The sequence below is a fragment of the Kitasatospora sp. NPDC004745 genome, from assembly GCF_042873275.1.
GTDB lineage: Bacteria > Actinomycetota > Actinomycetes > Streptomycetales > Streptomycetaceae > Kitasatospora.
This window is the reverse complement of sequence record NZ_JBIALK010000016.1, coordinates 1-22,152: the sequence shown is the minus strand read 5'-3', so window position 1 is coordinate 22,152 and position 22,152 is coordinate 1. Positions and strand designations below refer to the sequence as shown.

At 76.0% G+C, this 22,152-nt stretch carries 21 protein-coding genes; 13 read left to right on the top strand and 8 right to left on the bottom strand.

Annotation, left to right across the window (positions count from 1 at the left end; translation table 11 throughout):
* Window positions 1-256 precede the first annotated feature (256 nt).
* Entirely contained in the window at window positions 257-844 is a 588-nt protein-coding gene (locus tag ACFYUY_RS24175; RefSeq protein WP_360206955.1) for a hypothetical protein, read from the top strand.
* A gap of 43 nt (window positions 845-887) precedes the next feature.
* On the opposite strand, the gene ACFYUY_RS24170 is transcribed toward ACFYUY_RS24175, so the two are convergent.
* Window positions 888-1,523: a flavin reductase family protein gene (locus tag ACFYUY_RS24170; protein ID WP_387903540.1), complete on the bottom strand. Its 636-nt coding sequence runs from the start codon at window positions 1,521-1,523 to the stop codon at window positions 888-890.
* 280 nt (window positions 1,524-1,803) lie between these two features.
* Here ACFYUY_RS24170 and ACFYUY_RS24165 point away from each other — a divergent pair, with 280 nt between their 5' ends.
* Window positions 1,804-2,964: a toll/interleukin-1 receptor domain-containing protein gene (locus tag ACFYUY_RS24165; protein WP_387903538.1), complete on the top strand. Its 1,161-nt coding sequence runs from the start codon at window positions 1,804-1,806 to the stop codon at window positions 2,962-2,964.
* A 121-nt stretch (window positions 2,965-3,085) separates the two neighbouring features.
* Here the strand turns inward: ACFYUY_RS24165 and ACFYUY_RS24160 are convergent, their stop codons facing one another.
* The 3 genes from ACFYUY_RS24160 to ACFYUY_RS24150 all read right to left on the bottom strand — a co-directional run bounded on the left by ACFYUY_RS24160 (window position 3,086) and on the right by ACFYUY_RS24150 (window position 6,380).
* Window positions 3,086-3,718 (bottom strand): carbonic anhydrase, encoded by a 633-nt coding sequence (locus ACFYUY_RS24160; protein WP_360206960.1) that lies wholly within the window; start codon window positions 3,716-3,718, stop codon window positions 3,086-3,088.
* A 179-nt stretch (window positions 3,719-3,897) separates the two neighbouring features.
* Complete coding sequence (locus tag ACFYUY_RS24155) at window positions 3,898-5,034, bottom strand: spore photoproduct lyase family protein (RefSeq protein ID WP_387903807.1); 1,137 nt, start codon at window positions 5,032-5,034, stop codon at window positions 3,898-3,900.
* Window positions 5,035-5,057: 23 nt separating this feature from the next.
* Window positions 5,058-6,380, bottom strand: coding sequence for an NAD(P)/FAD-dependent oxidoreductase (locus tag ACFYUY_RS24150; protein WP_360206965.1), 1,323 nt, complete (start codon window positions 6,378-6,380; stop codon window positions 5,058-5,060).
* 481 nt (window positions 6,381-6,861) lie between these two features.
* Here ACFYUY_RS24150 and sigK point away from each other — a divergent pair, with 481 nt between their 5' ends.
* The 4 genes from sigK to ACFYUY_RS24130 all read left to right on the top strand — a co-directional run bounded on the left by sigK (window position 6,862) and on the right by ACFYUY_RS24130 (window position 10,917).
* Window positions 6,862-7,500 carry an ECF RNA polymerase sigma factor SigK gene (sigK, locus tag ACFYUY_RS24145; RefSeq protein ID WP_387903535.1) on the top strand — a complete coding sequence of 213 codons (639 nt, stop codon included), beginning with the start codon at window positions 6,862-6,864 and terminating at the stop codon, window positions 7,498-7,500.
* Between the two features lie 452 nt (window positions 7,501-7,952).
* Window positions 7,953-9,050, top strand: a complete 1,098-nt coding sequence (locus tag ACFYUY_RS24140; RefSeq protein WP_387903532.1) for a MerR family transcriptional regulator — start codon at window positions 7,953-7,955, stop codon at window positions 9,048-9,050.
* A 51-nt stretch (window positions 9,051-9,101) separates the two neighbouring features.
* Complete coding sequence (locus ACFYUY_RS24135; protein WP_387903529.1) at window positions 9,102-9,887, top strand: hypothetical protein; 786 nt, start codon at window positions 9,102-9,104, stop codon at window positions 9,885-9,887.
* A gap of 331 nt (window positions 9,888-10,218) precedes the next feature.
* Complete coding sequence (locus ACFYUY_RS24130) at window positions 10,219-10,917, top strand: SDR family oxidoreductase (RefSeq protein WP_387903527.1); 699 nt, start codon at window positions 10,219-10,221, stop codon at window positions 10,915-10,917.
* 159 nt (window positions 10,918-11,076) lie between these two features.
* Here the strand turns inward: ACFYUY_RS24130 and ACFYUY_RS24125 are convergent, their stop codons facing one another.
* The gene (locus ACFYUY_RS24125; RefSeq protein ID WP_387903525.1) at window positions 11,077-11,538 is read right to left on the bottom strand and encodes a nuclear transport factor 2 family protein; all 462 of its coding nucleotides are present in this window, start codon (window positions 11,536-11,538) and stop codon (window positions 11,077-11,079) included.
* Window positions 11,539-11,669: 131 nt separating this feature from the next.
* On the opposite strand from ACFYUY_RS24125, the gene ACFYUY_RS24120 reads away from it, so the two are divergent.
* Entirely contained in the window at window positions 11,670-12,242 is a 573-nt protein-coding gene (locus tag ACFYUY_RS24120; RefSeq protein WP_360206981.1) for a helix-turn-helix domain-containing protein, read from the top strand.
* Between the two features lie 145 nt (window positions 12,243-12,387).
* On the top strand, window positions 12,388-12,768 hold the full coding sequence (locus ACFYUY_RS24115) for a hypothetical protein (RefSeq protein WP_360206984.1): 381 nt from the start codon (window positions 12,388-12,390) through the stop codon (window positions 12,766-12,768).
* Window positions 12,769-12,834: 66 nt separating this feature from the next.
* Here ACFYUY_RS24115 and ACFYUY_RS24110 read toward each other — a convergent pair whose 3' ends face one another.
* Both ACFYUY_RS24110 and ACFYUY_RS24105 read right to left on the bottom strand, forming a co-directional pair.
* On the bottom strand, window positions 12,835-13,353 hold the full coding sequence (locus ACFYUY_RS24110) for a hypothetical protein (RefSeq protein WP_387903521.1): 519 nt from the start codon (window positions 13,351-13,353) through the stop codon (window positions 12,835-12,837).
* Window positions 13,354-13,473: 120 nt separating this feature from the next.
* Complete coding sequence (locus ACFYUY_RS24105; protein ID WP_387903518.1) at window positions 13,474-13,980, bottom strand: hypothetical protein; 507 nt, start codon at window positions 13,978-13,980, stop codon at window positions 13,474-13,476.
* A 242-nt stretch (window positions 13,981-14,222) separates the two neighbouring features.
* Between ACFYUY_RS24105 and ACFYUY_RS24100 the strand changes: the two genes are divergently transcribed.
* The 3 genes from ACFYUY_RS24100 (at window position 14,223) to ACFYUY_RS24090 (ending at window position 18,208) form a co-directional block, all read left to right on the top strand.
* Window positions 14,223-16,082, top strand: coding sequence for a penicillin-binding transpeptidase domain-containing protein (locus tag ACFYUY_RS24100; protein WP_387903516.1), 1,860 nt, complete (start codon window positions 14,223-14,225; stop codon window positions 16,080-16,082).
* A gap of 1,182 nt (window positions 16,083-17,264) precedes the next feature.
* A complete protein-coding gene (locus ACFYUY_RS24095) occupies window positions 17,265-17,741 on the top strand; it encodes a cupredoxin family copper-binding protein (protein WP_360206994.1) in 477 nt (158 codons plus the stop codon).
* 32 nt (window positions 17,742-17,773) lie between these two features.
* Window positions 17,774-18,208, top strand: coding sequence for a hypothetical protein (locus ACFYUY_RS24090; RefSeq protein WP_360206997.1), 435 nt, complete (start codon window positions 17,774-17,776; stop codon window positions 18,206-18,208).
* 40 nt (window positions 18,209-18,248) lie between these two features.
* Here ACFYUY_RS24090 and ACFYUY_RS24085 read toward each other — a convergent pair whose 3' ends face one another.
* On the bottom strand, window positions 18,249-18,614 hold the full coding sequence (locus ACFYUY_RS24085; RefSeq protein WP_387903513.1) for a hypothetical protein: 366 nt from the start codon (window positions 18,612-18,614) through the stop codon (window positions 18,249-18,251).
* 210 nt (window positions 18,615-18,824) lie between these two features.
* Between ACFYUY_RS24085 and ACFYUY_RS24080 the strand changes: the two genes are divergently transcribed.
* Window positions 18,825-20,321, top strand: coding sequence for an SDR family oxidoreductase (locus ACFYUY_RS24080; protein ID WP_360207002.1), 1,497 nt, complete (start codon window positions 18,825-18,827; stop codon window positions 20,319-20,321).
* Window positions 20,322-20,429: 108 nt separating this feature from the next.
* On the top strand, window positions 20,430-21,926 hold the full coding sequence (locus ACFYUY_RS24075) for a bifunctional phosphatase PAP2/diacylglycerol kinase family protein (RefSeq protein WP_387903509.1): 1,497 nt from the start codon (window positions 20,430-20,432) through the stop codon (window positions 21,924-21,926).
* The last annotated feature ends 226 nt before the right edge of the window (window positions 21,927-22,152 follow it).

The following is a 22,152-nucleotide window of genomic DNA, read 5'->3' as shown; positions in this document are numbered from 1 at the left end:
CCCGGGACCGGACGGGTCCGTACGGGCGGGGCATCGACCGCGGTGCCCGTACGGCGCGGTCGGGACCCATTCGACGACGTCAACCGGGCTTGAAGTCAAGCCCCGGCCGTCGCCACTCCCGGACGCCCGGCCGTCGCCCGTCGCGGATGCCCGGTCGCGCCCCGGATGCCCGGTCCCGCCCCGCGCGCCCGGGGCCGTCCGGGGCGGGGTAGCCTCGCTCCCGGTGGGGGCGGCGGACGAGCTTTCAGGGGCGGGGATGGACGAGCAGCAGCGCGGCTACTGGCGGGTCGCGGACGGGGCGGCGGTCAGCGCCACCCAGGCGCAGGTGGCCTGGACCAGGGCCGCCTACCCGGCCCTGGTGGACGTGGCGGGCCGCTACCACGCGGTGATCACCTACGCCGAGCTCGCCGAGGAGGTGCAGCAGGCCGCCGGGGTCCGCACCCGGGTCCACCAGCGCAACTGGATCGGCAAGGTGCTGGCCCTGGTGGTGCGCGAGGCGCACCGGCGCGGCGACCCGCCGCTGACGGCGCTGGTGGTGCACTCCACCGACGGCATGGTCGGGGCCGGCTACCAGGAGGTGCTGGCCGTCGCGGGGGAGCCCCCGGTGGCCGGGGAACTGGACCGCGAGTACCACGCCGCCGCCGCCCGGCTCGCCTGCTACCGGCACTTCGGCGCGACGCTGCCCGCCGACGGCGGCACGCCCGCGCTGGCCCCGCGCCTGAAGGCGTCCGTGGAGCGCAAGGCGGCCGCCGCCGCCCCGCCGCGGCCGCCGGCGATCTGCCCCTCCTGCTTCCTGGAGCTGCCCGCCACCCGCATCTGCGACTCCTGCGGGGAACGCGCCTGACGGGGGCCGTCCCGGCGGGCGGTCCCGGCGGGCGGTCCCGTTCTCACACGCGTGCGGGCAGACGGCCGGGCATCCGCCAGCCCTCGGCCAGGCGGGACGGCGACAGGCGCTGCCCCTCGCCGAAGAACTCGCAGAACTTCATGATCAGCGGGTCCCAGCCCAGCGGGTCGACGTAGTGGTCGGTGCCGGGGACGATCAGGGACTCCTCGACGTGCGCCCGCACGACGGTCACCTCGAAGGCGGTGCACCCCGGGTTGCCGGCCAACGGGACGGCCGCCTCCAGCCGGCACTCCAGCTGGACGGGGCACTCGGCCACGCGCGGAGCCCGCACCAGCTCGGACGCCTGCTCGGTGAGCCCGGCGGCGGCGAACTTGCGCCGCTCGTGGCGGTAGCCCTGGCGCTGCCGGTACTCGGTGATGTGCGGGTTGGCGGTCAGCAGCGCGAGCCGGTCCACCGCGTCGACCAGTACGGAGGAGGGCAGGTTGAGCACGCACTCGCCCTCGTGCCGCAGGTTCTGCGAGGTCTGCGAGCTGTTGCCCAGGCCCAGGACGCAGGACTGCCCGAGCCACCACGCCGAGGACATCGGCGCCAGGTTGGCGCTCCCGTCCTCGTTGCGCGAACCGATCAGCACCACCGGGGTGCCGAAGTAGAGGACCTTGAGGTCGGTGACCTTGTGCACGTGATGCCGTCCTTGCCCGTCGTCGTGGAACGTTGACCGGGACCGACTCTGCCCGCCCGCGCCGCGTGGCGCTGGCGGAGATCGGACACGGCGTTCGGGCCACGGGGCTCGGGTGACGGTGTTCGGGTGACGGCGTTCGGGCCGGGGCCCCGGGCCGGGTCCGCAGGCGCGTCCGACGGGGTGCGGGGTTCGCCGTACCGGCCTGAACGGCCCTGCGGCGGTGCTATGTTCGGCCCGTCAGACAGCCCGACCAGCCGCCGCACCGACCGGGGCCGTGACCATGACCCACACCGACCGGCCGTCCGCCGCCGAGACGGCGGCCACGCGCGCCTTCCTCGACGAATACGCCTCCGGCGTCCGCGAGTTCACCGGCCGCGAGTTCACCGGCCTGCGGCTCGGCCGCGAGGACCTCTCCGACGCCGTCTTCGTCGACTGCGCGTTCGACAACTGCGTCCTCGCCTTCGGCGACCTCTCCCGGTGCATCTTCCGGCGCTGCCGCTTCCGCCGGATCAACGCCCTGTACGCCCGGTTCATCGAGGCGCGGTTCCTCGACTGCGACCTGAAGAAGGCCGCGTTCGGCACCGCCGACTTCTTCCGCGCGGTCTTCGACGGCGGGACGTTCGAGGGCAACTACCACGACGCGTTCTTCCTCCAGGCCACCTTCCACCGCGTCACCTTCGTCGGCGCGACCTTCGAGGGCGCCCACTTCGGCCTCGGGGTCTTCGCCGGCTCGAAGTTCCTCGCCTCCACGCTCGACCCGGTGGTGGTCAACGGTCTCTGCCGGGTCGACGAACGCACCGTCGCCGACTCCTTCCAACTCAACCACCAGGCGCTGGAGCTGGCCCGGGAACAGCTCGGCGACCAGGAGGCCGTGCGGGAGCTGCGCACCGACCTCGCCGGCCTGGACCGCTTCTTCACCGCGGTGGGCGCCGACCCGGACATGGTCCGCGCCCACCGCGACAGCGTGCCCGACCTGGCCGGGCCCGAGCGGCCGAGCGCCTTCATCAGCTACTCGTCACGGGACGAGGCGTTCGCCGCCCAGCTGCACCGGATGCTGGAGGCCAACGGGGTGGACACCTGGTTCGCCCCGCACGACATCCGCGGCGGGCGCACCGTCCTGGAACAGATCACCGAGGAGATCCAGCGGCGCGGCCGGATGATCCTCGTGCTGTCCGAGGCGAGCATGGCCAGCAACTGGGTGGCCACCGAGATCGGCCGCGCGGTGCGTGCGGAACGCGAGAGCGGCACCCGCAAGCTCTTCCCGATCCGCATCGTCGCGCACGAGCGCCTGCTCGACTGGGAACTCTTCGACGCCGACGCCGGACACGACCTCGCCCGCACCATCCGGGCCTACCACATCCCCGACTTCTCCACGGCCGCCAACCCGCTCACGCTCAGCGAGGCGGTCAGCCGGCTGGTGCGCGACCTGCGCCAGGACTGACCCCCCACCGCCCGGGCGGCGGCAGGGGGTCGGGGCCGGGCCCGGTCCGGGTCCGGGTCCGGTCGTGTCCGGTCCGGACCGGTCGGGTCGTGGTGGACGGTCGGGTCGGTCGGGTGGGTGATCAGTCGGGGTCGCCGACCGGGCCGCGGGCGGCCACCGTACGGGCCTGGCCGTCGTGCAGCCGGTAGGACAGCCCCACCACGGCCGCCTCGCCCGCCGCCACCTTGGAGGCGAGCACCTGGGAGCGCTCCAGCAGCAGGTCCACGGTCTGGCGGATGTGCTCGTCCACGATCGCGTCCGGGTCCTCGATGCCCGCCGCCCTGGCCGCCAGCACGCTCGGGGTCACCCGCTCCACCACGTCGCGCACGAAGCCGCCCGGCAGGCGCCCCTGGTCGAGTGAGTCCCGCGCCGCGGCCACCGCACCGCAGGAGTCGTGCCCCAGCACGACCACCAGCGGGCACTCCAGCACGCTCACGCCGTACTCGATGCTGCCCAGCGCCTCCGCCCCGGTGACGTGCCCGGCGGTACGGACCACGAACAGGTCGCCCAGCCCCCGGTCGAAGATGATCTCGGCCGCCAGACGCGAGTCGGAACAGCCGAACAGCACGGCGAAGGGCCGCTGTGCCGGAGCGAGGGCGGCCCTGCGCCCGGCGTCCTGGTTGGGGTGCTCCGGGCTGCCCGCGACGAACCGGGCGTTGCCCTCCAGCAGGACCCGCAGCGCCTGGTCGGGGCCGGATATCGGTGAGGAGATCATGCCAGCACCCTAGATCGGCGCTGGTGGGGACCGCACCAGGGGGGTCCGTCCGGCGTTCGTCCGCTGCCGTCCGGTGTCCGCTGCCGTCCGGTGTCCGTTGCCGTCCGGTGTCCGTTGCCGTCCGATGGCCGATGGCCGATGGCCGATGTCGTCCGCGGCCCCGGGGGCGGGGCGCGGGCTCAGAAGGCGTAGCGCACCCGCAGCCAGGGGGCGTGGCGCTCGATCAGCACCCCCAGCTCGGCCAGCGCGGCGGCCTTGGTCCGGGCCCGGTAGCGCACGTTCCAGGCGCCGTTGCCGGAGAGCTTGGGCTCCTGCAGCGCCGGACGCCACAGCACCTGCTCCGCCTTGGGATGCCAGCCGAGGTTGACCTCGTGCAGGTCCTGGTTGTGGGTCAGCATGATCACCTCGGCGGCCGCCTGCGCCTTGACCGCGGGCCCCAGCACGTCGTCCATCCGCTGCAGGAGCTCGGCCCAGTCGGCCTGCCAGCCGGGGCGCAGCACGACGGGGGAGAGGTTGAAGTGGACCTCGTACCCGGCGGCCAGGAAGTCGTCGGCGGCGCGCACCCGCTCGGGCACCGGGCTGGTGCGGACGTCCAGCAGCCGGGCGTCGGCCGGCGGCATGACGGAGAAGCGGATCCGGGTGCGCCCGCGCGGGTCCAGCTCCAGCAGGTCCCGGTTGACCCACTTGGTCGCGAAGGACGCCTTGGCGGTGGGCCACTGCCGGAACGCGGCGACCAGGTCGGCGGTGTTGTCGCACACCAGGGCGTCCACCGAGCAGTCGTTGTTCTCCCCGATGTCGTACACCCACGCCAGCGGGTCGCGCTGGTCGGGCACGCTCTTGCGGCCCTGGCGGGCGACGTGCCCGCCCAGGTAGCCGATGATCCGGTCGATGTTGGTGAACACCGTGATCGGGTTGGCGTAGCCCTTGCGCCGGGGCACGTAGCAGTAGGCGCAGGCCAGCGCGCAGCCGTTGGCCGAGCTCGGCGCGATCCAGTCCGCCGAGCGGCCGTTGGGCCGGGCCGCCAGCGACTTCTTCACGCCCAGGACCAGCACCTCGCGCTTGATCCGCGCCCAGCGCCGCACGTTGCCCGCGTTGCCGTGCAGCTGCGGGATCGCCCAGTGCGAGGGCACCTCGACGACCCGCGCCCCGGGGAAGCGCGCCAGCACCTGCCGTCCGCGCGGCGAGGCCAGGGCCGCCGGCTCGGCGTGGATCTCGCGGATGTCCAGCAGCGCGGCGGTGGTGGTGGCGGGCCGGGGGGTCGGGGCGCCGGAGTCAGGGGTTCCGGGCGCGGCCGGCACACCCGGCACACCCGGCATGCCCGGCAGGTGGGGCTGGTCGGTCACCGCGCGTCCCGCCCGGGGCCGGGGCGCCGTTCCGGTGCCGGCACCGGAACGGGTGCCCGCGCCGGTCCCGGCGCCCGCTCCGCCAGGTCCGCGAGCACCTCCCGGGCCGCCCGCGCGCCCGAGGCCAGCGCCCCCTGGACCGAGGCGGTGGCCCGGTGGTCCCCGCACACGTACTGCCCCGGCGCCCAGCGCGCGCTCCGGCTGAGCGGCAGCGGCGCCGGCCCGGCCGGCAGCGCATCGGCGATCCGGTAGTCCGTCAGCGTCCGCCACCGCGAGGTGTCCACCCCGTACAGCTCACCGGCCCGCGACCGGGCCGCCCCCTCGTCCGCGTCCAGCCCCAGCACCGAGGTCGACACCAGCGCCCGCCCGTCCGGCGAACACCGCGGCACCACCTCCGACAGCACCACCGTGTTCAGCACCCGCCGATCCGCGTCCACCACCAGCGTCGGCTCGCGCAACGGACTCACCGGCGCCACGTGGTAGAACGTCGTCACCGCCCGCCCCGCCGGCACCGGCAGCCCCGGCAGCAGCCGCGCCGCCTGCGCCATCCCGGTCGCCACCACCACCGCGCCGCCCGCCCGCAGCACCGACCCGTCCGCCAGCAGCACCTCCTGCCGCCCCACCCGCTCCACCCGCGCCCCGCACACCACCCGCCCCGCCGCCAGCCCCCGCGCCAACTGCCGCGGCACCGCACCGATCCCCTCCTGCGGCAGGCACAGGCTCCCGCGCAGCATGCTGCGCCACACCAGGTGGAACAGCCGGCTCGACGTCTCCAGCCCCTCCTCCAGGAACACCCCGGCCAGGAACGGCCCCAGCACCCCCTCGACGGTGCGCCGCGACACCCCGGCCGCCCGCAGCGCCCGCGCGGTGCTCACGTCCGGCGCCCGCTTCAGCACTCCGGCGGGCAGCACCGCGTCCCGCAGCCCCAGCAGCCCCAGCGCCGGCACGTCACGCAGCGGCACCGCCCCGCCCGGGCGCAGCAGCTCCAGCGCCAGGCCCGGGCGCCGGGTCGGATCCACCACGGGGAACCGGCCGCGCCCGCCGGCCAGCAGGAAACCGGGCGTGAACGGGTGCAGCCGCAACGCCTTCAGGTCGACGCGCCGGCGCACCTGCGGATAGGCGGTGTTGAACACCTGGAACCCCCGGTCCAGCCGGAACCCCTGCACCACGTCGGTGCGCATCCGGCCGCCGACCTCGTCCCCGGCCTCCAGCACCAGCACGTCCCGCCCGGCCGCGGTCAGGTCCAGCGCGCAGGCCAGCCCGGCCGGGCCCGCCCCCACGACGATCACCTCGGCGGCGGTCTCCCGTCCCGTTCCCATGGCGGGCCGTCCTCTCGTTCCTCCCGCGGGCCGCGCTGCGCGTCCGGGGTCCTGCTGTGGTCCTTCCGGGGTCCTGCTGCGGTTCCTTCTACGGTGCCTTCTACGGTCCGCCGGGACGCGCACCGCGTCGCGCACCGGTCGAAACGTGCTTCGGATCCGCCCGGCGCCGTGGATTGGACCCGCCCCGCCCGCCCGGGTCCCGCCCCGCCCGGGTCCCGCCCCTCCTCGCCGGGCCGGCCCGGGGCGCCCTCCCATCCGTTCCGGCGGCGGCACCGAACATCAGGCACCGTCCTGCTGCGCCGGACACCGTCCGCCGGACACCATCGGGAGGCCCGCCATGCCCACGGTGACCCCGCGGGCCCGTCGGCCCGCCGGGTCCGCGGCGTCCCACCGTGCGTCCCGCCACAACGATGCGCAAACGATGCGAGTAGCCCTCCGGACCTCCACTACGCGACGGTCGCACTGTGGAGGAACCGGCACCGTGACAGCACTGATCGACCGCCCGGCCACCCGGCCGCCCGCGGACCAGGCCCCCGGCGACGGCGGGCGGGCCGCCCTGCGCACCCTGGCCGCACGCGTCGCCCACGGCGACGAACGGGCCTTCGAGGAGCTGTACGGCGCCACCGCCGGCGCCGTGCTCGGACTCGTCCTGCGGGTCCTGCGCGACCGCGCCCAGGCCGAGGAGGTCACCCAGGAGGTCTTCTGGCAGGTGTGGCGGGAAGCCGCCCGCTACCGCCCCGAACGCGGCGAGGTCCTGCCCTGGGTGCTGACCCTCGCCCACCGGCGCGCCGTCGACCGGGTCCGCTCCGCCCAGGCCGCCGCCGACCGCGACCGCACCGCCGCCCTGCGCGCCTACACCCCCGTCTTCGACGAGGTCGCCGACCAGGTCGAACGCGACCTCGAACGCGACCGGGAACGCGAACGCCTGCGCCGCGCCCTGGCCACCCTCACCGACGTCCAGCGCGAGTGCCTGCTGCTGGTCTACTTCGGCGGCCGCACCCAGGCCCAGGCCGCCCAGGACCTCGGCGCCCCCCTCGGCACCGTCAAGACCCGCATCCGCGACGCCCTGCTGCGCCTGCGCGCCCAACTCGCCGCCGACACCCCCGCCCACCAGGCGTAGACCCGTGCCCACTCCCGCCCCCGGCCCCAGCCCCGTCCGTCACCGGTGCCACGGACAGCCGGCGGCTGCCCGTGCCCATCCCACCGCCGCCCTCACCCCGGCCCGCCCGGCGAGCGTCGTGCACCGGCCGGCGCGTCCGGGTCCTCGCCTTCGCCCCGCCGCTGTCCTCGGTCGTCCCGGGGCAGGGCCCGGACCGGGTCGGGTCTCCGTCGGGCACCCCGGGTCGGCAGGCCCCCTGCGGCGGCCGGCTCACTCCCGCTGTCCCGTGCGGGTGCACGCATGGCCGGGCCCGGGGCGAGGGCCCGTCCGCGGGCCGGTCGGGCGGCTGGCGGCCGACTCCGGGCCGGCCGTCGGCGGCCCGGCGCGTCGGCAGGCCGCCTCCCCGACACCGGTCCGCTGCCCGGGGCGTCGCCCCGGCACCGGCCCGGCCCGTCCGGCGTAGGCTCGCGCACGTGTCCGCCCCCGCCTCCGCCTCCGTCGGCCGGCCGTCGGCCGAGGCCAGCCTGACCACCGGTGCCCTCGCCCGCCGGCTCGGCGTCTCGCCGACCACCGTCCGTTCCTGGGAACGCCGTTACGGCATCGGCCCGGCCCACCGGGACCCCGGGCGCCACCGGCAGTGGAGCCCGCGGGACGTCGCCGTGCTGGAGGAGATGTGCCGCCTGACGGCCCGTGGCGTCACCCCGGCCGAGGCCGCCCGCCTCGCCCTCGCCGTCGATACCGGCGCTGACGTCGACCGGCCCGCACCGCCCGCCGTCGCGGCCCCGCCCGCCGGGCCGACACCGTCCGCCACGCCCACGTCCGCCACGCCCACGTCCGCCACGCCCACGTCCGCCACGCCCACGTCCGCCACGCCCACGTCCGCCACGCCCACGCCCGCCACCGGGACGGCGCCCGGCGGCCACACCCTGCCCGTCGGCACCGTACGACCCGAGTGCCGGGGCCTGGCCCGCGCCGCCGTCCGCCTCGACGCGCCCGAACTCGCCCGGATCCTGCGCCGCAGCATCGAGGAGTTCGGCGCCGTCACCGCCTGGACGGACGTGATGATGCCCGCGCTGCGCGCCGCCGGCCGCAAGTGGGCCACCGAGGGCGAACGCTACGTCGAGGTCGAGCACCTACTGTCCTGGCACGTCGCCGCCGCGCTGCGCCGCGCCGCCGACCGGGCCGAGCCGCCGCAGGGGCCGGCCGTCCTGCTCGCCGGCATGCCCACCGAACTGCACGCCCTGCCGCTGGAGGCGCTGGCCGCCGGGCTGGCCGAACGGGGGCTGCCGTTCCGGATGTTCGGCCCGGCGCTGCCGCCCGAGGCACTGCTGGAGGCGGTGCGGCGCACCGGGCCGCCGGCCGTGCTGCTGTGGTCCCAGGTCGCCCGCACCGCCGACCGGGCGCTGGCCCGTCGCGTCGCCCAGACCAGCTGGGGCCCGCACGGCGCCCGGATACACCCCGCCCTCCTCATCGCCGGCCCCGGCTGGACCGCCCCCCGCCGCCCCCCGGGCGCCCTGCACCCCCGCGACCTGCCCACCGCCCTCGACCAGCTGCAAAACCTGCTCCGCTGACCCCTGCCGCCGCAAGCCCCGGACGGCTCCTGACGTGTCGAAGCGGAGCCGGTGAGCCTCGGCGCCCGGGCCGTGGGGCCGGCGAACCGGCGTGCACTCTTCGGCGGTGCGGGCGGTGTAGGCGGTGTCAGGGGGATCGGCTTTGATGTGGCTGTGCCTGTTTCTGACCTGATCCGCCAGTTGCCCGAGATCTCCCTCGTCCGGGACCGCTCCCGTGCCATGGCGATGCTGGACGCCATCCTGAGCCCGGAGTGGGGGGACCGGTACTTCTCGTTCGACTCCCGTTGGTCGCCGACGGAGGAGATGGCCTCGATGCGCGACGGCTCCGGCAACGAGTACTCGATCGTCTTCTCACCGGCAGGCGCTTATGCCCGCGGTTTCGATCACGAGTCGCCGATGACCCCGTACCGGGTGACACCTCCGGCGCCGTGGCCGGGCCTGTTCGACGGGGTGCCGGAGGCACTCCGCGCGCACGTCGCGGAGCCCGCCTTCAGCGACCACGGGACACCGCGGGCGACGGTGTGCTTCTGGCGCGAACGATCCGACGGTGCGTGGAGGGCAGGGGCCGTCGAGCCCCTGCCGGAGGGCGTGGAGGACGACGGCAGCGCCGAGTGGTTGTTCGACGTACTGCTGGACGGCCGTCCCGAGGCGTATCAGCGGTTCGCTGAGGAGTACTACGAGGTGGCGGTCGACATGGCGGCCGTCCGGCACGTCTACGCCCTGCGCCCTCTCACCCGGCACGTCGTGTCCTTGCTGAACCCGGAACCGGACATTGCCCACCTGGCGGAGGACGCCGCCCAGATCGGATATCCGGGCGGATATCCGGCCCAGGAGTGACGGTCCGCCCCGGGATCGTCGGAGTGGAGGCCGCGCGGATTCACATGACAGCTGCGGCCGGCTCGGCGATCCCTTGCCGATGGCCACGGAACCGGACCTGCTCCGTCTGACCATCGTCTGCCCACCGCCCGGCGAGGGCGGCTGGGCTACCCGTGGCCGTAGCCGGGCGACCCGCCGTTCACGGGAACGGCGGGAAGACCGCTGGGTATAGTGCAGGCGTTTCGGGGGGCCGACGGCGGGAGTCCGTCGACGTGACGCGCCACCGCGCGTTCGCGGACGTCCAGGACGCTGCGGGAGCCCCGATGACCCGTATCGCCGAGGAGGCCGCCCCATGGAACCCGTCACGCTGATCACCGGCGGCTCGACCGGAATCGGTGCGGCCACCGCCCGCGTCCTGCTCGGGCAGGGCCACCGCGTGGCCGTCACCGGACGTGACGCGGACAAGCTGGCCGCCTTCGCGGCTTCGGCCGGAGCGGGCGAGCGGCTGCTGACGATCACCGGCGACGCCGGCGACGAGCACGACGTCGCCTCCGCCGTGCGCCGCGTGGTGGACGCGTGGGGCCGGCTGGACAACGTCATCGCCAACGCCGGTTTCTCGCTGCCCGGCAACCTGGAGAGCCACGCGCCCGAGGACATGCGCGCGATGGTCCTCACCAACGTCCTGGGCCCGGCCCTGCTGGTGCGGGAGACCCTGCCGCACCTCAGGGAGTCCAAGGGCCGGATCGTGATCATCGGTTCGGTCGCCGGGGTGCGCAACACGCCCGGCAACCTGTACTCGGTCACCAAGTGGGCCGCGCACGCGCTGGCCGAGAACACCCGGCTGCTGGTCGGCAAGGACGGAGTCGGCGTGACCGTCGTCGCCCCCGGGGTGGTGGATACCCCGTTCTGGGACGAGCGCGGCGGCACCCCCGACGCCTCGCCGACGATGACCCCCGAGCAGATCGCGAACACGATCGCCTTCGCCCTCGACCAGCCCGCGGGCGTCGACATCAACCACATCACCATCCGGCCGACCGGGCAGCTCGGCTGACGCCGCGTCCGCTGCGCGCAGGAAGTCGGACCGGCCGACTTCCTGCGCCGCTCTCCTGGCAGGCCCTCGCCCCCTGGGGTCCTCGTTCCCCTGGGAGCCCGGGAGGAATATGTCGATCGGTCTACATATTCGGCGCCGAGGGGGGAGTGGGGCCGGCCGTCACTCGCCTGCCGCCGGGTGCGGCACGGCCTCCAGGGCTGCCACCAGGTCCGGGAGGGTGCCCGTGGCGAGGGCGAGGGTGAGGTGGTCGTGGTAGTCGCGGCTGTGGACGATCAGTCCGTCGCGCACCCGCAGGACCTGGACGTTGGCGGCCTCGAAGCGTTGCCCGCTCACCCGGTTGTACACCTCGTAGTCCCACTCGGCGACGACCACCTCCGGATCGTCCGTCTCGCGGACCAGCACGTTCTTCGGGGTCAGCTGCAGCGGTGAGTGTGCGGCGACCTCCGCGAACCGCGCCTCGAGCGTGGCCCGCCCCTCGAACCGGCGTGGCCCGACGGGGGCGAGGGCGGTCTCCACCACGGTGTCCTCGGCGTAGAGCCCGCCCAGTTCCGTGAGCCGTCCTGCGGTGATGCCGTCGAGCAGGGCGTGGAAGGCCTCGCGCGGTGACCGCGTTTCAGACATGATCAACCTCCGGTACGATCCGTCGCTGGAATCGGACTAGCAACTCCGTTTCGACGATACGGACTGGCGACTCCGCTTGTCCAGGGGTGGCGTCGCCGGACCGTCGCGATCTGTGGAAGAGGGTGGACGGCATGACCGGCGCTCAGGAGCGCCCGCTGCGGGCGGACGCGGCCCGCAACCGCGCCAGGTTGCTGGACGTCGCCACGGAGGTGTTCACCACCCGTGGCGTCGCCACGCCGACCGAGGAGATCGCCCGGGCCGCCGGGGTCGGCGTCGGCACGCTCTTCCGGCACTTCCCGACCAAGGAGGCCCTGCTGGAGGCGGTGATGGTCCGCCGGCTCGAGACCATCGCCGCCCGCACCGCGGAACTGACCGCCGGTGCCGAGCCCGCCGAGGCCTTCTTCGACGGCTTCCGCCTGGTGATCGACCAGTCCGCGGGCAAGGACGAGTTCACCCAGGCGCTCGCCGCGGCCGGGGTGGACGCGCACGCCTCCCTGCGGGAGTCGAGCGGGGCGATCCGGGCGCAGCTCGCCGAACTGCTGGCCGGGGCGCAGCGGGCCGGGGCGGTCCGCCCGGAGCTGGGCCTGCCGGAGCTGATCGCCCTGCTGGTGGGCGTCGGCGCGACGATGGAGCAGCTCGGCCCGGACCGGGAGGCCCGCGAGCGGATCTTCGAGGTGGTCTTCGACGGGCTGCGCCCGCGCTGAGCTGTCGGTGCGGGAAGGCGGCGCGAGAAGTCGGCTCCGTCGACTTCTCGTGCGTTTCGGGCCGAGGCCCCGCCGGACGGGCGGTGGCCGGTCCGCGGATCTCCGGTGCCGCGTGGTGCGGGCCGTCGACGACGGGGGAGCTGTGGTGCTGCAGGTTCTGTACGACGGGAAGTGCGGGGAGACCGAACTCTCCGGGACGCGCCCGGCGCTCCTGGCGCTCGGGCGGCAGTTGCGGGGGGCGGCGGGGACCTGCGACCTCGCGGAGAGCGGGAACCCCTCTCCCTACGAGAGGTCGCTGTCGCAGCTCGCGTTCCGGGAGGATCCGGAGCGCGAGGGCGCCTCGATCGTCACGGAGGGCCCGGTCCTGTGGATCCGGGGAGGGCGGGAGGCCCTCGACCTGCTCGCCGAGAACATCGAGGACTTCGCCGTCGAGGCCGACGCCACCGCCCACTGCCACGTCGAGTACCAGACGTACGACTACATCGCGTCGGACTCGGACCCGCTGGTGATCACGTTCACCAGGTGAGCGAGGCAGGCGAGGCAGGCGAGGCGGGCGAGGTGGGCGAGGCGGGCCGGGTGGAGGCCGCGGGGGTCACCGGCGGTCGGCGGAGCGGTAGAGGCTCGCGAGCACCCACCCGTCGGCCGGCGGCCGGGGGCGGCTGAACACCACGGAGACCCCGGCCTGCGTCCGGACGGCGAGCTGGTCGTCGAAGGTCAGGGCGTCGTCGTCCCGCCATCGGCAGCCGGTCCGCCGGAGCCCGTCGAGCACCGCCTCGCGGGTCGGGGCCTCGATCACCTCGGTCGCTTCGGTCGACCCGGTGGCCCCGCGGCCCGCCGTGCCGGCGCGGGAGGGGGCTGCGAACCTGCCCGCGGTGTCCACCGCGTCGAAGCCGAGCAGGTGCACCAGCCCGTCGGGACCGGCCCACACCTCCAGGCTGCCGTCCTTGACGCCGGCGTCCCCGTCCTCGGCGGGCCGTACCGCCGCCGGGGCGCCCAGGGCGGTGCCGCCGCCCAGCAGGAGGTCCGCCTCCCCGCCGGGCATGCCGAGCCTGAACGGGCCGATCTCACCCGTGGCCGCGAAGGAGATCATCGAATCGAGAAGGGAGTCCACCGGTGGGAGGTTAGCGGCGAAGTCCACCGGTCCTGCAGCGAGTTTCCGTAGGTGGACGGGGGCTTCGGCGCGCGGGAAGTCGGCCGGGTCGACTTCCCGCGCACCGGCGCGAGGGGCGTCTCAGCGCGACGGGAACGGGGACAGGTCCCGGTCCCATGCGTCGGCCGCCCGCAGCAGTGCGTCGTCGCCGCAGTCCAGCTCGACGGCGAACCGGTAGAGGTCGAAGCCCTCGTCCTCGTCGTCGCTCCCGTCCCCGTCCTGGCACTGCCACGGAGGTGCGGCCTCCAGCGACAGGTGGACGTGCAGCAGCGACCGGCCGCCGGAACGCCCGGCCAGGCTGAAGGCGAGGTTCGGTTCCAGGAAGGTCAGGCTCGGCGACGGTTCGCCGTCCGGGTCGGGCACGGTCACGGCCACCCTGCCCGCGGCGACGGCGCGCAGCCAGCGCGACAGGCCGCGGCACTCGTCGGTCAGCAGGGACGGGTCCTGGAACGACCACCGGCCGGACGGCGTCGTCACCTGGCCCTGGATGACGAGCCAGTTGTCGTCGTAGGGATCGCCGCTCGTCGCGGAGAACTGGTAGCGCAAGGGCCGCAGCTCGACGGCGGACTGATGACTCGCAAGCAGCACCGCCACAGGATGGCACGGGCGTTCGCCCCGAGGGTCGCCGGGCGGCGGTGCGGCCGGGGAATATGCAGACCGGTCTACATGGTGTGTGGGAGTTGTGGGGGTGCGGGGTGGCCTGTGGGTGGGCCCTATTACGCTGGGACGGGTCCGAACGATCCCCGGACCGTCGGCCGGGTGTTCGGTCGGCGGGGCGGGGAGGCCGGCTCGGGCTGACGACGAGGGAACTTCACGGGGGGAACAGGAGCATGGCCGAGGACCGGACGGACGTCGGGTACGGCGCCCACGGGTACGGGGACCAGGGCTACGCGGCTCAGGGGTACGGGGACCAGGGGTACGGCGGTCACGCCCACGGAGCGCACACCCACCCCGGGTACGCGGACCAGGCGGAGGACGTCACCCCCGTCGGGGACGGGACCGGGGACGGGACCGGGGACGGGCCGGCGCCGCGCCGCTCGGCGGGGCGCCGGGTGTGGATGGTCGCGCTCGGCGGGGCGTTCGCCGGGCTGCTGGCGGCCGGGGGCATCGGCGCGTACAACCTGGTGAGCGCCGTGACCGGCGGGACCGCTGCGGACGACTCCCGGCAGCAGGAGCCCACCGCCGCGGTCCGCTCCGCGCAGCCGCCGCCCACCGGTGAGCAGGCCGCGGCCGTGGCGAAGGAGTTCCTGGCCGCCTGGAGCCGCGGCGACGTCGCGGCCGCGGCCGCCCTGACCGACCGCCAGGAGGCCGCGCGCTCCGCACTGGCGTCCTTCCGCGAGACGGTCAAGGCCCGCACCTTCACCCTGACCGGGACGGGCCCCGCGCCCTCCGGCACGCCCAGCGAGCCGGCGCTCGCCTTCCGGGCGAAGGCGGAGTTCGACGGCACGGCCGGCGCCTGGGAGTACGACGGTGCGCTGAGCGTGGTGCGGGCGGCGGACGGGCGGGTCGTCGTGCGGTGGGCGCCGAACGTGCTCCACCCGCACCTGGACCCGGGGGAGACGATCGCCCTGCGCCCGCTGCCCACCCCGGTGGTGAAGCCGGTCGACCGCAACGGCAAGTCCCTGGAGGCCTTCCCCTCGCTGCGCACGGTGCTGCCGCAGATCACGCCGGCCGACGGGGCGTCCGCCGTCACCGGGCAGGCCGTGGTGATCGCGGACGCCGCGGGCGCGCGGCAGCCCGAGCAGCTGTTCGTGCTGACCCCGCCGAGCGCCCCCGAGGTCAGGCTCACCCTGGACGCCGGTCTCCAGCAGGCCGCCGAGGAGGCGGTGAAGCAGCAGGCCGCCGGCGGCAAGCCGGCCTCGCTGGTGGCCGTCCAGCCGAGCACCGGCAACATCCTGGCGATCGCCTACTCCTCGCAGGACGGCTTCAACCGCGCCGTCGGGGGCGGGCAGGCACCCGGTTCGACGATGAAGGTGATCACCTCCGCCGCCCTGCTGGAGGCCGGGCTGAGCCCGGACAGCGCGGCACCGTGCAAGGAGACCACCGCCTCCCCGAAGCTCTGGCACAACGACGAGCCCGGGGACTTCCCCGGCTACACGCTCACCGACGACTTCACCCGCTCCTGCAACACCGGCTTCATCGACAAGGGCCTGGAGAAGCTGCAGCTCGGCACGGTGCCCAGCGTCGCCCGCGACCAGTTCGGCCTCGGCCTGGAGTGGCACATCGGCATCCCCAGCCGGGACGCCACCATCCCGGTGCCCAGGAACGGGGACGAGGCGGCCGCCACCTACATCGGCCAGGGCCGGATCCAGGTCAACTCGCTGGCGATGGCCTCGGTGGCGGCCACCGTGCAGAGCGGGACGTTCCGCCAGCCCGTGCTGCGCACGGACGTCAAGCGCGTGACGGCCCCCGGCCGGCTGCCCGAGGGCGTCGCCCAGGGCCTGCGGGCGATGATGGCCAAGACCGCCACCCAGGGCACCGCCCGGGCCCCGATGTCCGGACTGACCGGCCAGATCGGTGCCAAGACCGGCACCGTCGAGGCCGGCCCGGGCAAGGACACCAACAGCTGGTTCATCGCCTACCGCGGCGACCTGGCGGTGGCCGCCGAGGTCGAGGGCGGCGGCCACGGCAACAGCGCGGCGGGCGTCGCCGCCGCCCAGGTGCTGAAGGCCGGCGGCGGCCGGGGCTGACGGCGGCAGGGCGCGCCTTGGCGGCCGATCCGGTCCCCGGGGTGCCCGGTCCGGGGCCGCCGGGCTTCGAGGCGCCGGGCTTCGGGGTACCGGGTCCGTGGCCGCTGGGCTTCGAGGCCGGTGCTCCCTGACGCCGAGGGTCGCCGGACCGGGCCCGGGGACACCCCGGGCCCGGCGGCCCGCCGACGCGCACCCGGCCGTACCGGGCGATGCCCGGCCGACGCGCCGCGATCCGGGCACCGCGGCACTCCGACGCCCCGGCGTCGCGCGGAGCCGTCCGTCGGGGCCCGGCGGACGAAGGCGCCCGGCGGACGAAGGCGCCCGGACCGCGGGCGAGGACCCACGAAATCCGACGGGCGGGGGCAATCCGCTCCGGCCCCGGCGACGAATCAGGGAGCAGGAAGGCGCCCCGGCGCCGTGCGGGCTCCGGACCGTTCCCCGGACGAGACGGTCCGCCGCCCCCGTGAGGCTCCGGGACCGGCCGTCCGCTGCTGGGTGCGGGCGGCCGGGCCGCCGCCGGTGCGACGCGGCGGTCGCCCTCCCGGGCCGGAGAACGGCCCTGTGGTGTCGGATCGCGGGTGTCGGTGCCTGTGCCCCGCCGGGTGGCCCCCGGCGGGGCACAGGCGTTTCCGGCCGCCCGGGGGCGGGGGAGCAGGGTGCGGTCCCCGACTACCGGGGGTTGATCGTCGGGGACCGCGGTCCGGGTCCGGCGCGCGCCCCGTCCGCGGGGCGGAGGGGGCGGGAGCGGGACGGCGCCGTGCCGGTGAGCGCCTCGGCGGCCGGGCCCCTACCGGCCACGGGGGCCGCCCGCCGCATCGCCCACACTCCGCATTCGGTCGCCGCCCGCCCCCGGACGGGTGCGACCTCCGGAGGACCCCCGATCGGGTGAGGCGGGCCGGCAGCCGACGACGCGGCGGTTCGGCCGCCCGGGGGTGCCGGACGGGGCCGGGTTGCCCCGGCGCGTTCACCCGTGCCGGTGAATTCACCGCCCGTCAGGGTCCGGCGGGCGGGCGGCTGTCCGACGGTATCGAAGGAACGCGACGGGGCGGCCGGACCGGGACGGGGACGGAAGGAACCACCGGACGGCAGACGGCCCGTGCGACCCGACCACCACCGTCCGACCACCACCGCCCGACTGCCCGACTGCCCGACACCCCGCACCCCCGCGAACGGAGCACCGCCGTGACCGTCCCCCGCCTGTCCCGCGCCGCCGGCACACTACTGCTGGCCGGCGTCCTCGCCGCCTGCTCCAGCTCCTCGACGAAGCCCGCCCAGCCGACCACCGCGGCCGCCTCCCCGAGCGCGGCGACGGGCAGCCCGAGCGCCGGGACGCCGTCCCCGGCCACCACGGCTGCCTCCCCGAGCGCCGCCGCGACCTCCCCGAGCGCCTCGCCCAGCCAGGCCAACGGCGTCACCCACGTCGCCATCAGGAACTTCCAGTTCGAACCCGCCGCCCTCACCCTGGCCCCCGGCACGACCTTCACCGTCACCAACCAGGACAGCACCGCCCACACCCTCACCGCCGACGACAAGAGCTTCGACTCCGGCACCATCGCCCCCGGCGCCACCGCCACCCTCACCGCACCGCAGCAGAGCGGCGCACACCCCTACATCTGCACCATCCACCCGTTCATGCACGGCACCCTCACCGTCTCCTGACCCCGGCCACCCGGAAGGAACCCGCCGCCACCGTGGCCACCCCCGCCCCGCCCCCCAGGCTCCTGCCGCTGCTCCTGCGTCTGGTCGCGGCCGCCGGACTCGCCGTCGACGCCGCCGTGCACGCCCGCCTCGCCGACCAGTACGACGCCGTCTCCGCGAGCATCAGCCAGGGCACCCTGTTCCGCATCGAGGCCGGCGCCGCCGCGCTCGCCGTCCTCCTCGTCCTGCTCTGGCGCCACCGGGCCGGAGACCTCTACGCCCTGGTGGTCGCCGCGGCCGGCCTGGCCGCCCTCCTGCTCTACCGCTACGTGGACGTCGGGGAGCTCGGCCCGCTGCCGAACATGTACGAACCCGTCTGGTTCACCGACAAGACCCTCACCGCCTGGGCCCAGGCCGCCGCCGTCCTGGCCCTCGCCACGCTGCTGGCCCTGCGCCACCGGGCCGCCCGGCACCCCGCCCCGCCGTGACCCGCCCTGGCGCGGCCAGCTCGGGCACCCCGCCCCGCCGTCACCGGCCGGCGGGGTCAGGTGCGCTGGAAGGCGTGGTGGTGGCCGATCGGGGTGAAAGGTACCGGGAGTGCGCGTACCCGGCCCCGGCCAGCGGCTGCGCGCACGCCCGCGCGACCTCGTCGTCCAGGACAGAGAGCACCCGGTAGGGCAGCCCGCCCAGCACCTCGTCCGCCAGGGCGGGCAGCGCTCCGGGGGCGACCGTCCGCAGCGTCCCGTCGACGACCAGCTGGTTGTTCGCGTAGGAGAGCGCGAAGTCGTCGTCGAAGACGGCGAACCCACCGGGCACGTCGACGGTGCGGTGGGCCTGGTGCCGGGCGAAGGTGGACAGGAAGGCGTTGATCCGCTCCAGCTCGGGACTCGACATGACGCCGACCCTAGGAGCCCGGACCCGTCCCCGGGGCCGATTCCAGCCCTTCAGCCCCCGACCCCGACCCCGACCCCGACCCAGACCCCCGACCCCCGGCCCCCGCCCAATCCCCGGCCCCGGCCGCTCCGAATACCCGGGCGGCGCCCCCGGGCCTGGCGGGGCCCGGGGACACGCCGTTCCCGGGGGACCGCACGAGAGGAGCCGCAGGTGGACGAGCCGACCCCGACGCGACCGCTGCGCTGCCTGGTCACCGGCGCCACCGGCTACATCGGCGGACGCCTGGTGCCCGAACTGCTCGCCGCCGGCCACCGCGTGCGCTGCCTGGCCCGCGACCCCGGACGGCTGCGCGACCAGCCCTGGCGGCCCGAGGTGGAGGCCGTCGCCGGCGACGTCACCCGCCCCGAGACCCTGCACGGAGCCTTCGACGACATCGACGTCGCCTACTACCTGATCCACTCCCTGGGCACCGGACCGGGCTTCGAAGCCCTCGACCGGCACGCCGCCCAGGCCTTCGCCGCGGCCGCCCGCACCGCCGGCACCCACCGCATCGTCTACCTCAGCGGCCTGCTGCCCGCCGGCGTCGCCGAACGGGACCTCTCCGCCCACCTGCGCTCGCGCGCCGAGGTGGGCCGCCTGCTGCGGGCCGGCGGCGTCCCCACCGCCGAACTGCGGGCCGCGGTGATCATCGGCTCCGGCTCCGCCTCCTTCGAGATGCTGCGCCACCTCACCGAACGCCTCCCGGCGATGGTCACCCCCCGCTGGGTCGACACCCGCATCCAGCCGATCGCCGTCCGCGACGTCCTGCACTACCTGGTGGGCGCCGCCACCCTGCCCCCCGACGTCGACCGCCCCTTCGACATCGGCGGCCCCGACGTCCTCACCTACCGCCTGATGATGCGCCACTACGCCGAGGTCGCCGGCCTGCCCCCACGGCTGATCGTGCCGGTGCCGGTGCTCACCCCGGCCCTGTCCAGCCACTGGGTCGGCCTGGTCACCCCCGTCCCGGGCTCGCTCGCCCGCCCCCTGGTGGAGTCGCTGCGCCACGAGGTGGTGTGCCGCGAGCACGACATCGCCCGCTGGGTGCCCGACCCGCCCGGCGGCCTGACCGGCTTCGACCGGGCCGTCGAACTGGCCCTGCGACGCATCCAGGACGCCCAGGTCGCCACCCGCTGGTCCTCCGCCTCCCCGCCCGGCGCCCCCAGCGACCCGCTGCCCACCGACCCCGACTGGGCCGGCGGCAGCCTCTACCAGGACCTGCGCCGGTGCCGGGTGGCCGCCGACCCCGCCGCCCTGTGGCGGGTGGTGGAAGGCGTCGGCGGCGAGAACGGCTGGTACTCGCTGCCCGTCGCCTGGACGCTGCGCGGGCTCCTGGACCGCCTGGCCGGCGGCGTCGGCCTGCGCCGCGGCCGCCGCGACCGCGACCGGCTGCGGGTCGGCGACGCGCTCGACTTCTGGCGCGTCGAGGAGATCGAACCCGGCCGCCTGCTGCGGCTGCGCGCCGAGATGCGCCTGCCCGGCCTGGCCTGGCTCGAACTGCGGGTCACCCCCGACGGCGACGGCGGCGCGCTCTACCAGCAGCGGGCGCTGTTCCACCCGCACGGACTGGCCGGCCACCTCTACTGGTGGTCGATCGCCCCCCTGCACACCCTGGTGTTCGGCGCCATGGCCCGCAACATCACCGCCCGTGCCGGCCAACCCGACTGACACCCCGAACATCTGACGCACCGTCATTACGTCTCCGCGCCGCCCCCGACACGCCCGGGCCCACCCGCCCCGTGGCCCCGCACCCCATCCCGTGCCTAGGCTCACCCAATGAAGCTGCGGATGACACGACTGGACGCCATCGACCGGGCCCTGTTCGACCGCCTCGCCGCCGCCCCCCTGCACGGGGCCCGCCCCTGGCTGCGCGCCCTGAGCCGGGCCGCCGACCACGGGGCGCTGTGGACGGGCACCGCCGCCGTCCTCGGCGCGACCGGGGGGCGCAGCGGACGCCGGGCCGCCCTGCGGGGCCTGGGCGCGCTCGCCCTCGCCTCGCTGACCGCCAACACCGTCGCCAAGCACGCCACCCGCCGGCCCCGCCCGCTGCTGGACCCGGTGCCCGCGGTGCGCCGCCTGGTGCGCCAGCCCGTCACCACCTCCTTCCCCTCCGGCCACTCCGCCTCGGCCGCCGCCTTCGCCACCGCGGTGGCCATCGAGTCCCCGCTGCTGGGGGCCGCCGTCGCCCCGGTCGCCGCCGCGGTCGCGCTCTCGCGCGTCTACACCGGCGTGCACTACCCCGGCGACGTCCTGGCCGGGGTCGCGCTCGGCACCGCCGCCGCCGTCCTGACCCTGCGCTGGTGGCCGCGCTCGGTGGACGTGCCGCCGCCCGCCGCCCCGGCCCGGCGCCCGGCCCCGGCCCTGCCGGGCGGGCGCGGCCTGGCGGTGGTGGTCAACGCCGGCTCCGGCAACGGCTCCCCGCTCGGCACCGACCCCGAGGAGGAGGCCGCCCGGCTGCGCGCCCTGCTGCCCGAGGCGGACGTGCGGCTGTGCGGGCCCGACGACGACCTGGCGGCGATGCTCGCCGGGGCCGCCGAGCGCGCCGCCGGGGCCGGCGGCGCGCTCGGGGTGTGCGGCGGCGACGGCAGCGTCAACCTGGCCGCCGCCCTCGCCGTCGAACGGGGCCTGCCGCTGGCGGTCTTCCCCGGCGGCACCCTCAACCACTTCGCCCTCGACCTGGGCGCCACCACCCACCGGGACACCGCGGACGCCGTCCAGGCCGGCCACGCCGTCGCCGTCGACCTCGGCCTGGCCGCCGACGACACCGAGGTGCGGGTCTTCGTGAACACCTTCAGCCTCGGCATCTACCCCGAACTCGTCCGCCGGCGCGAGAAGTTGGAGGGCCGCATCGGCAAGTGGCCGGCCCTGGCGGCGGCCGTCGCCAGCCTGCTGCCGAGCGCCGAACCCGTCACCGTGCACGCCGGCGGCCGGCCCCGCCGGCTGTGGCTGCTGTTCGCCGGCAACGGCGCCTACGACCCGCCCGGCTTCGCCCCCACCCACCGCGCCGCCCTCGCCGACGGCCACCTCGACATCCGGGTCGTCGACGCCGGCCACCCCTTCGCCCGCACCCGCCTGGTCGCCGCCTTCCTCACCGGCACCCTGCACCGCTCCCGCGTCTACCAGTCCGTCCGCCTCGGCGCCCTGGACCTCGACTCCCTCGGCGACGCCGACCGCATCGCCGTCGACGGCGAGAGCGTGCCCGCCAAGGGCGCGCTGCGGCTGTCCAAGGCCCGCGCCGCCCTCACCGTCTACCGGCCCCCGCTCACCACCTGAACCGGCCGTACCGTCCGAGCCGGTCCCGGTCCCGGTCGGGGGCCTGGACCGTGCGTCCAATCCATCGCGCCCCGCGGCTCCGAACACCCGGTGCGGCCGGCGGGCCCCCCCCCCCCGCCCCCCCCCCCCGCGCCCCCCCCCCCCCCCCCCCCGCCCCCCCCCCCCCCCCCCCCCCCCCCCCCCCCCCCCGCCCCCCCGGACACCCCCCGCCGACCGGTGAAACACC

Coding starts and splice junctions, on each gene's coding strand:
- ACFYUY_RS24175 (WP_360206955.1), top strand. CDS start 257: ATGGACGAGCAGCAGCGCGGCTACTGGCGGGTCGCGGACGGGGCGGCG.
- ACFYUY_RS24165 (WP_387903538.1), top strand. CDS start 1,804: ATGACCCACACCGACCGGCCGTCCGCCGCCGAGACGGCGGCCACGCGC.
- ACFYUY_RS24160 (WP_360206960.1), bottom strand. CDS start 3,718: ATGATCTCCTCACCGATATCCGGCCCCGACCAGGCGCTGCGGGTCCTG.
- ACFYUY_RS24155 (WP_387903807.1), bottom strand. CDS start 5,034: ATGCCGGGTGTGCCGGGTGTGCCGGCCGCGCCCGGAACCCCTGACTCC.
- ACFYUY_RS24150 (WP_360206965.1), bottom strand. CDS start 6,380: ATGGGAACGGGACGGGAGACCGCCGCCGAGGTGATCGTCGTGGGGGCG.
- ACFYUY_RS24130 (WP_387903527.1), top strand. CDS start 10,219: ATGGAACCCGTCACGCTGATCACCGGCGGCTCGACCGGAATCGGTGCG.
- ACFYUY_RS24125 (WP_387903525.1), bottom strand. CDS start 11,538: ATGTCTGAAACGCGGTCACCGCGCGAGGCCTTCCACGCCCTGCTCGAC.
- ACFYUY_RS24120 (WP_360206981.1), top strand. CDS start 11,670: ATGACCGGCGCTCAGGAGCGCCCGCTGCGGGCGGACGCGGCCCGCAAC.
- ACFYUY_RS24100 (WP_387903516.1), top strand. CDS start 14,223: ATGGCCGAGGACCGGACGGACGTCGGGTACGGCGCCCACGGGTACGGG.
- ACFYUY_RS24085 (WP_387903513.1), bottom strand. CDS start 18,614: ATGTCGAGTCCCGAGCTGGAGCGGATCAACGCCTTCCTGTCCACCTTC.
- ACFYUY_RS24075 (WP_387903509.1), top strand. CDS start 20,430: ATGAAGCTGCGGATGACACGACTGGACGCCATCGACCGGGCCCTGTTC.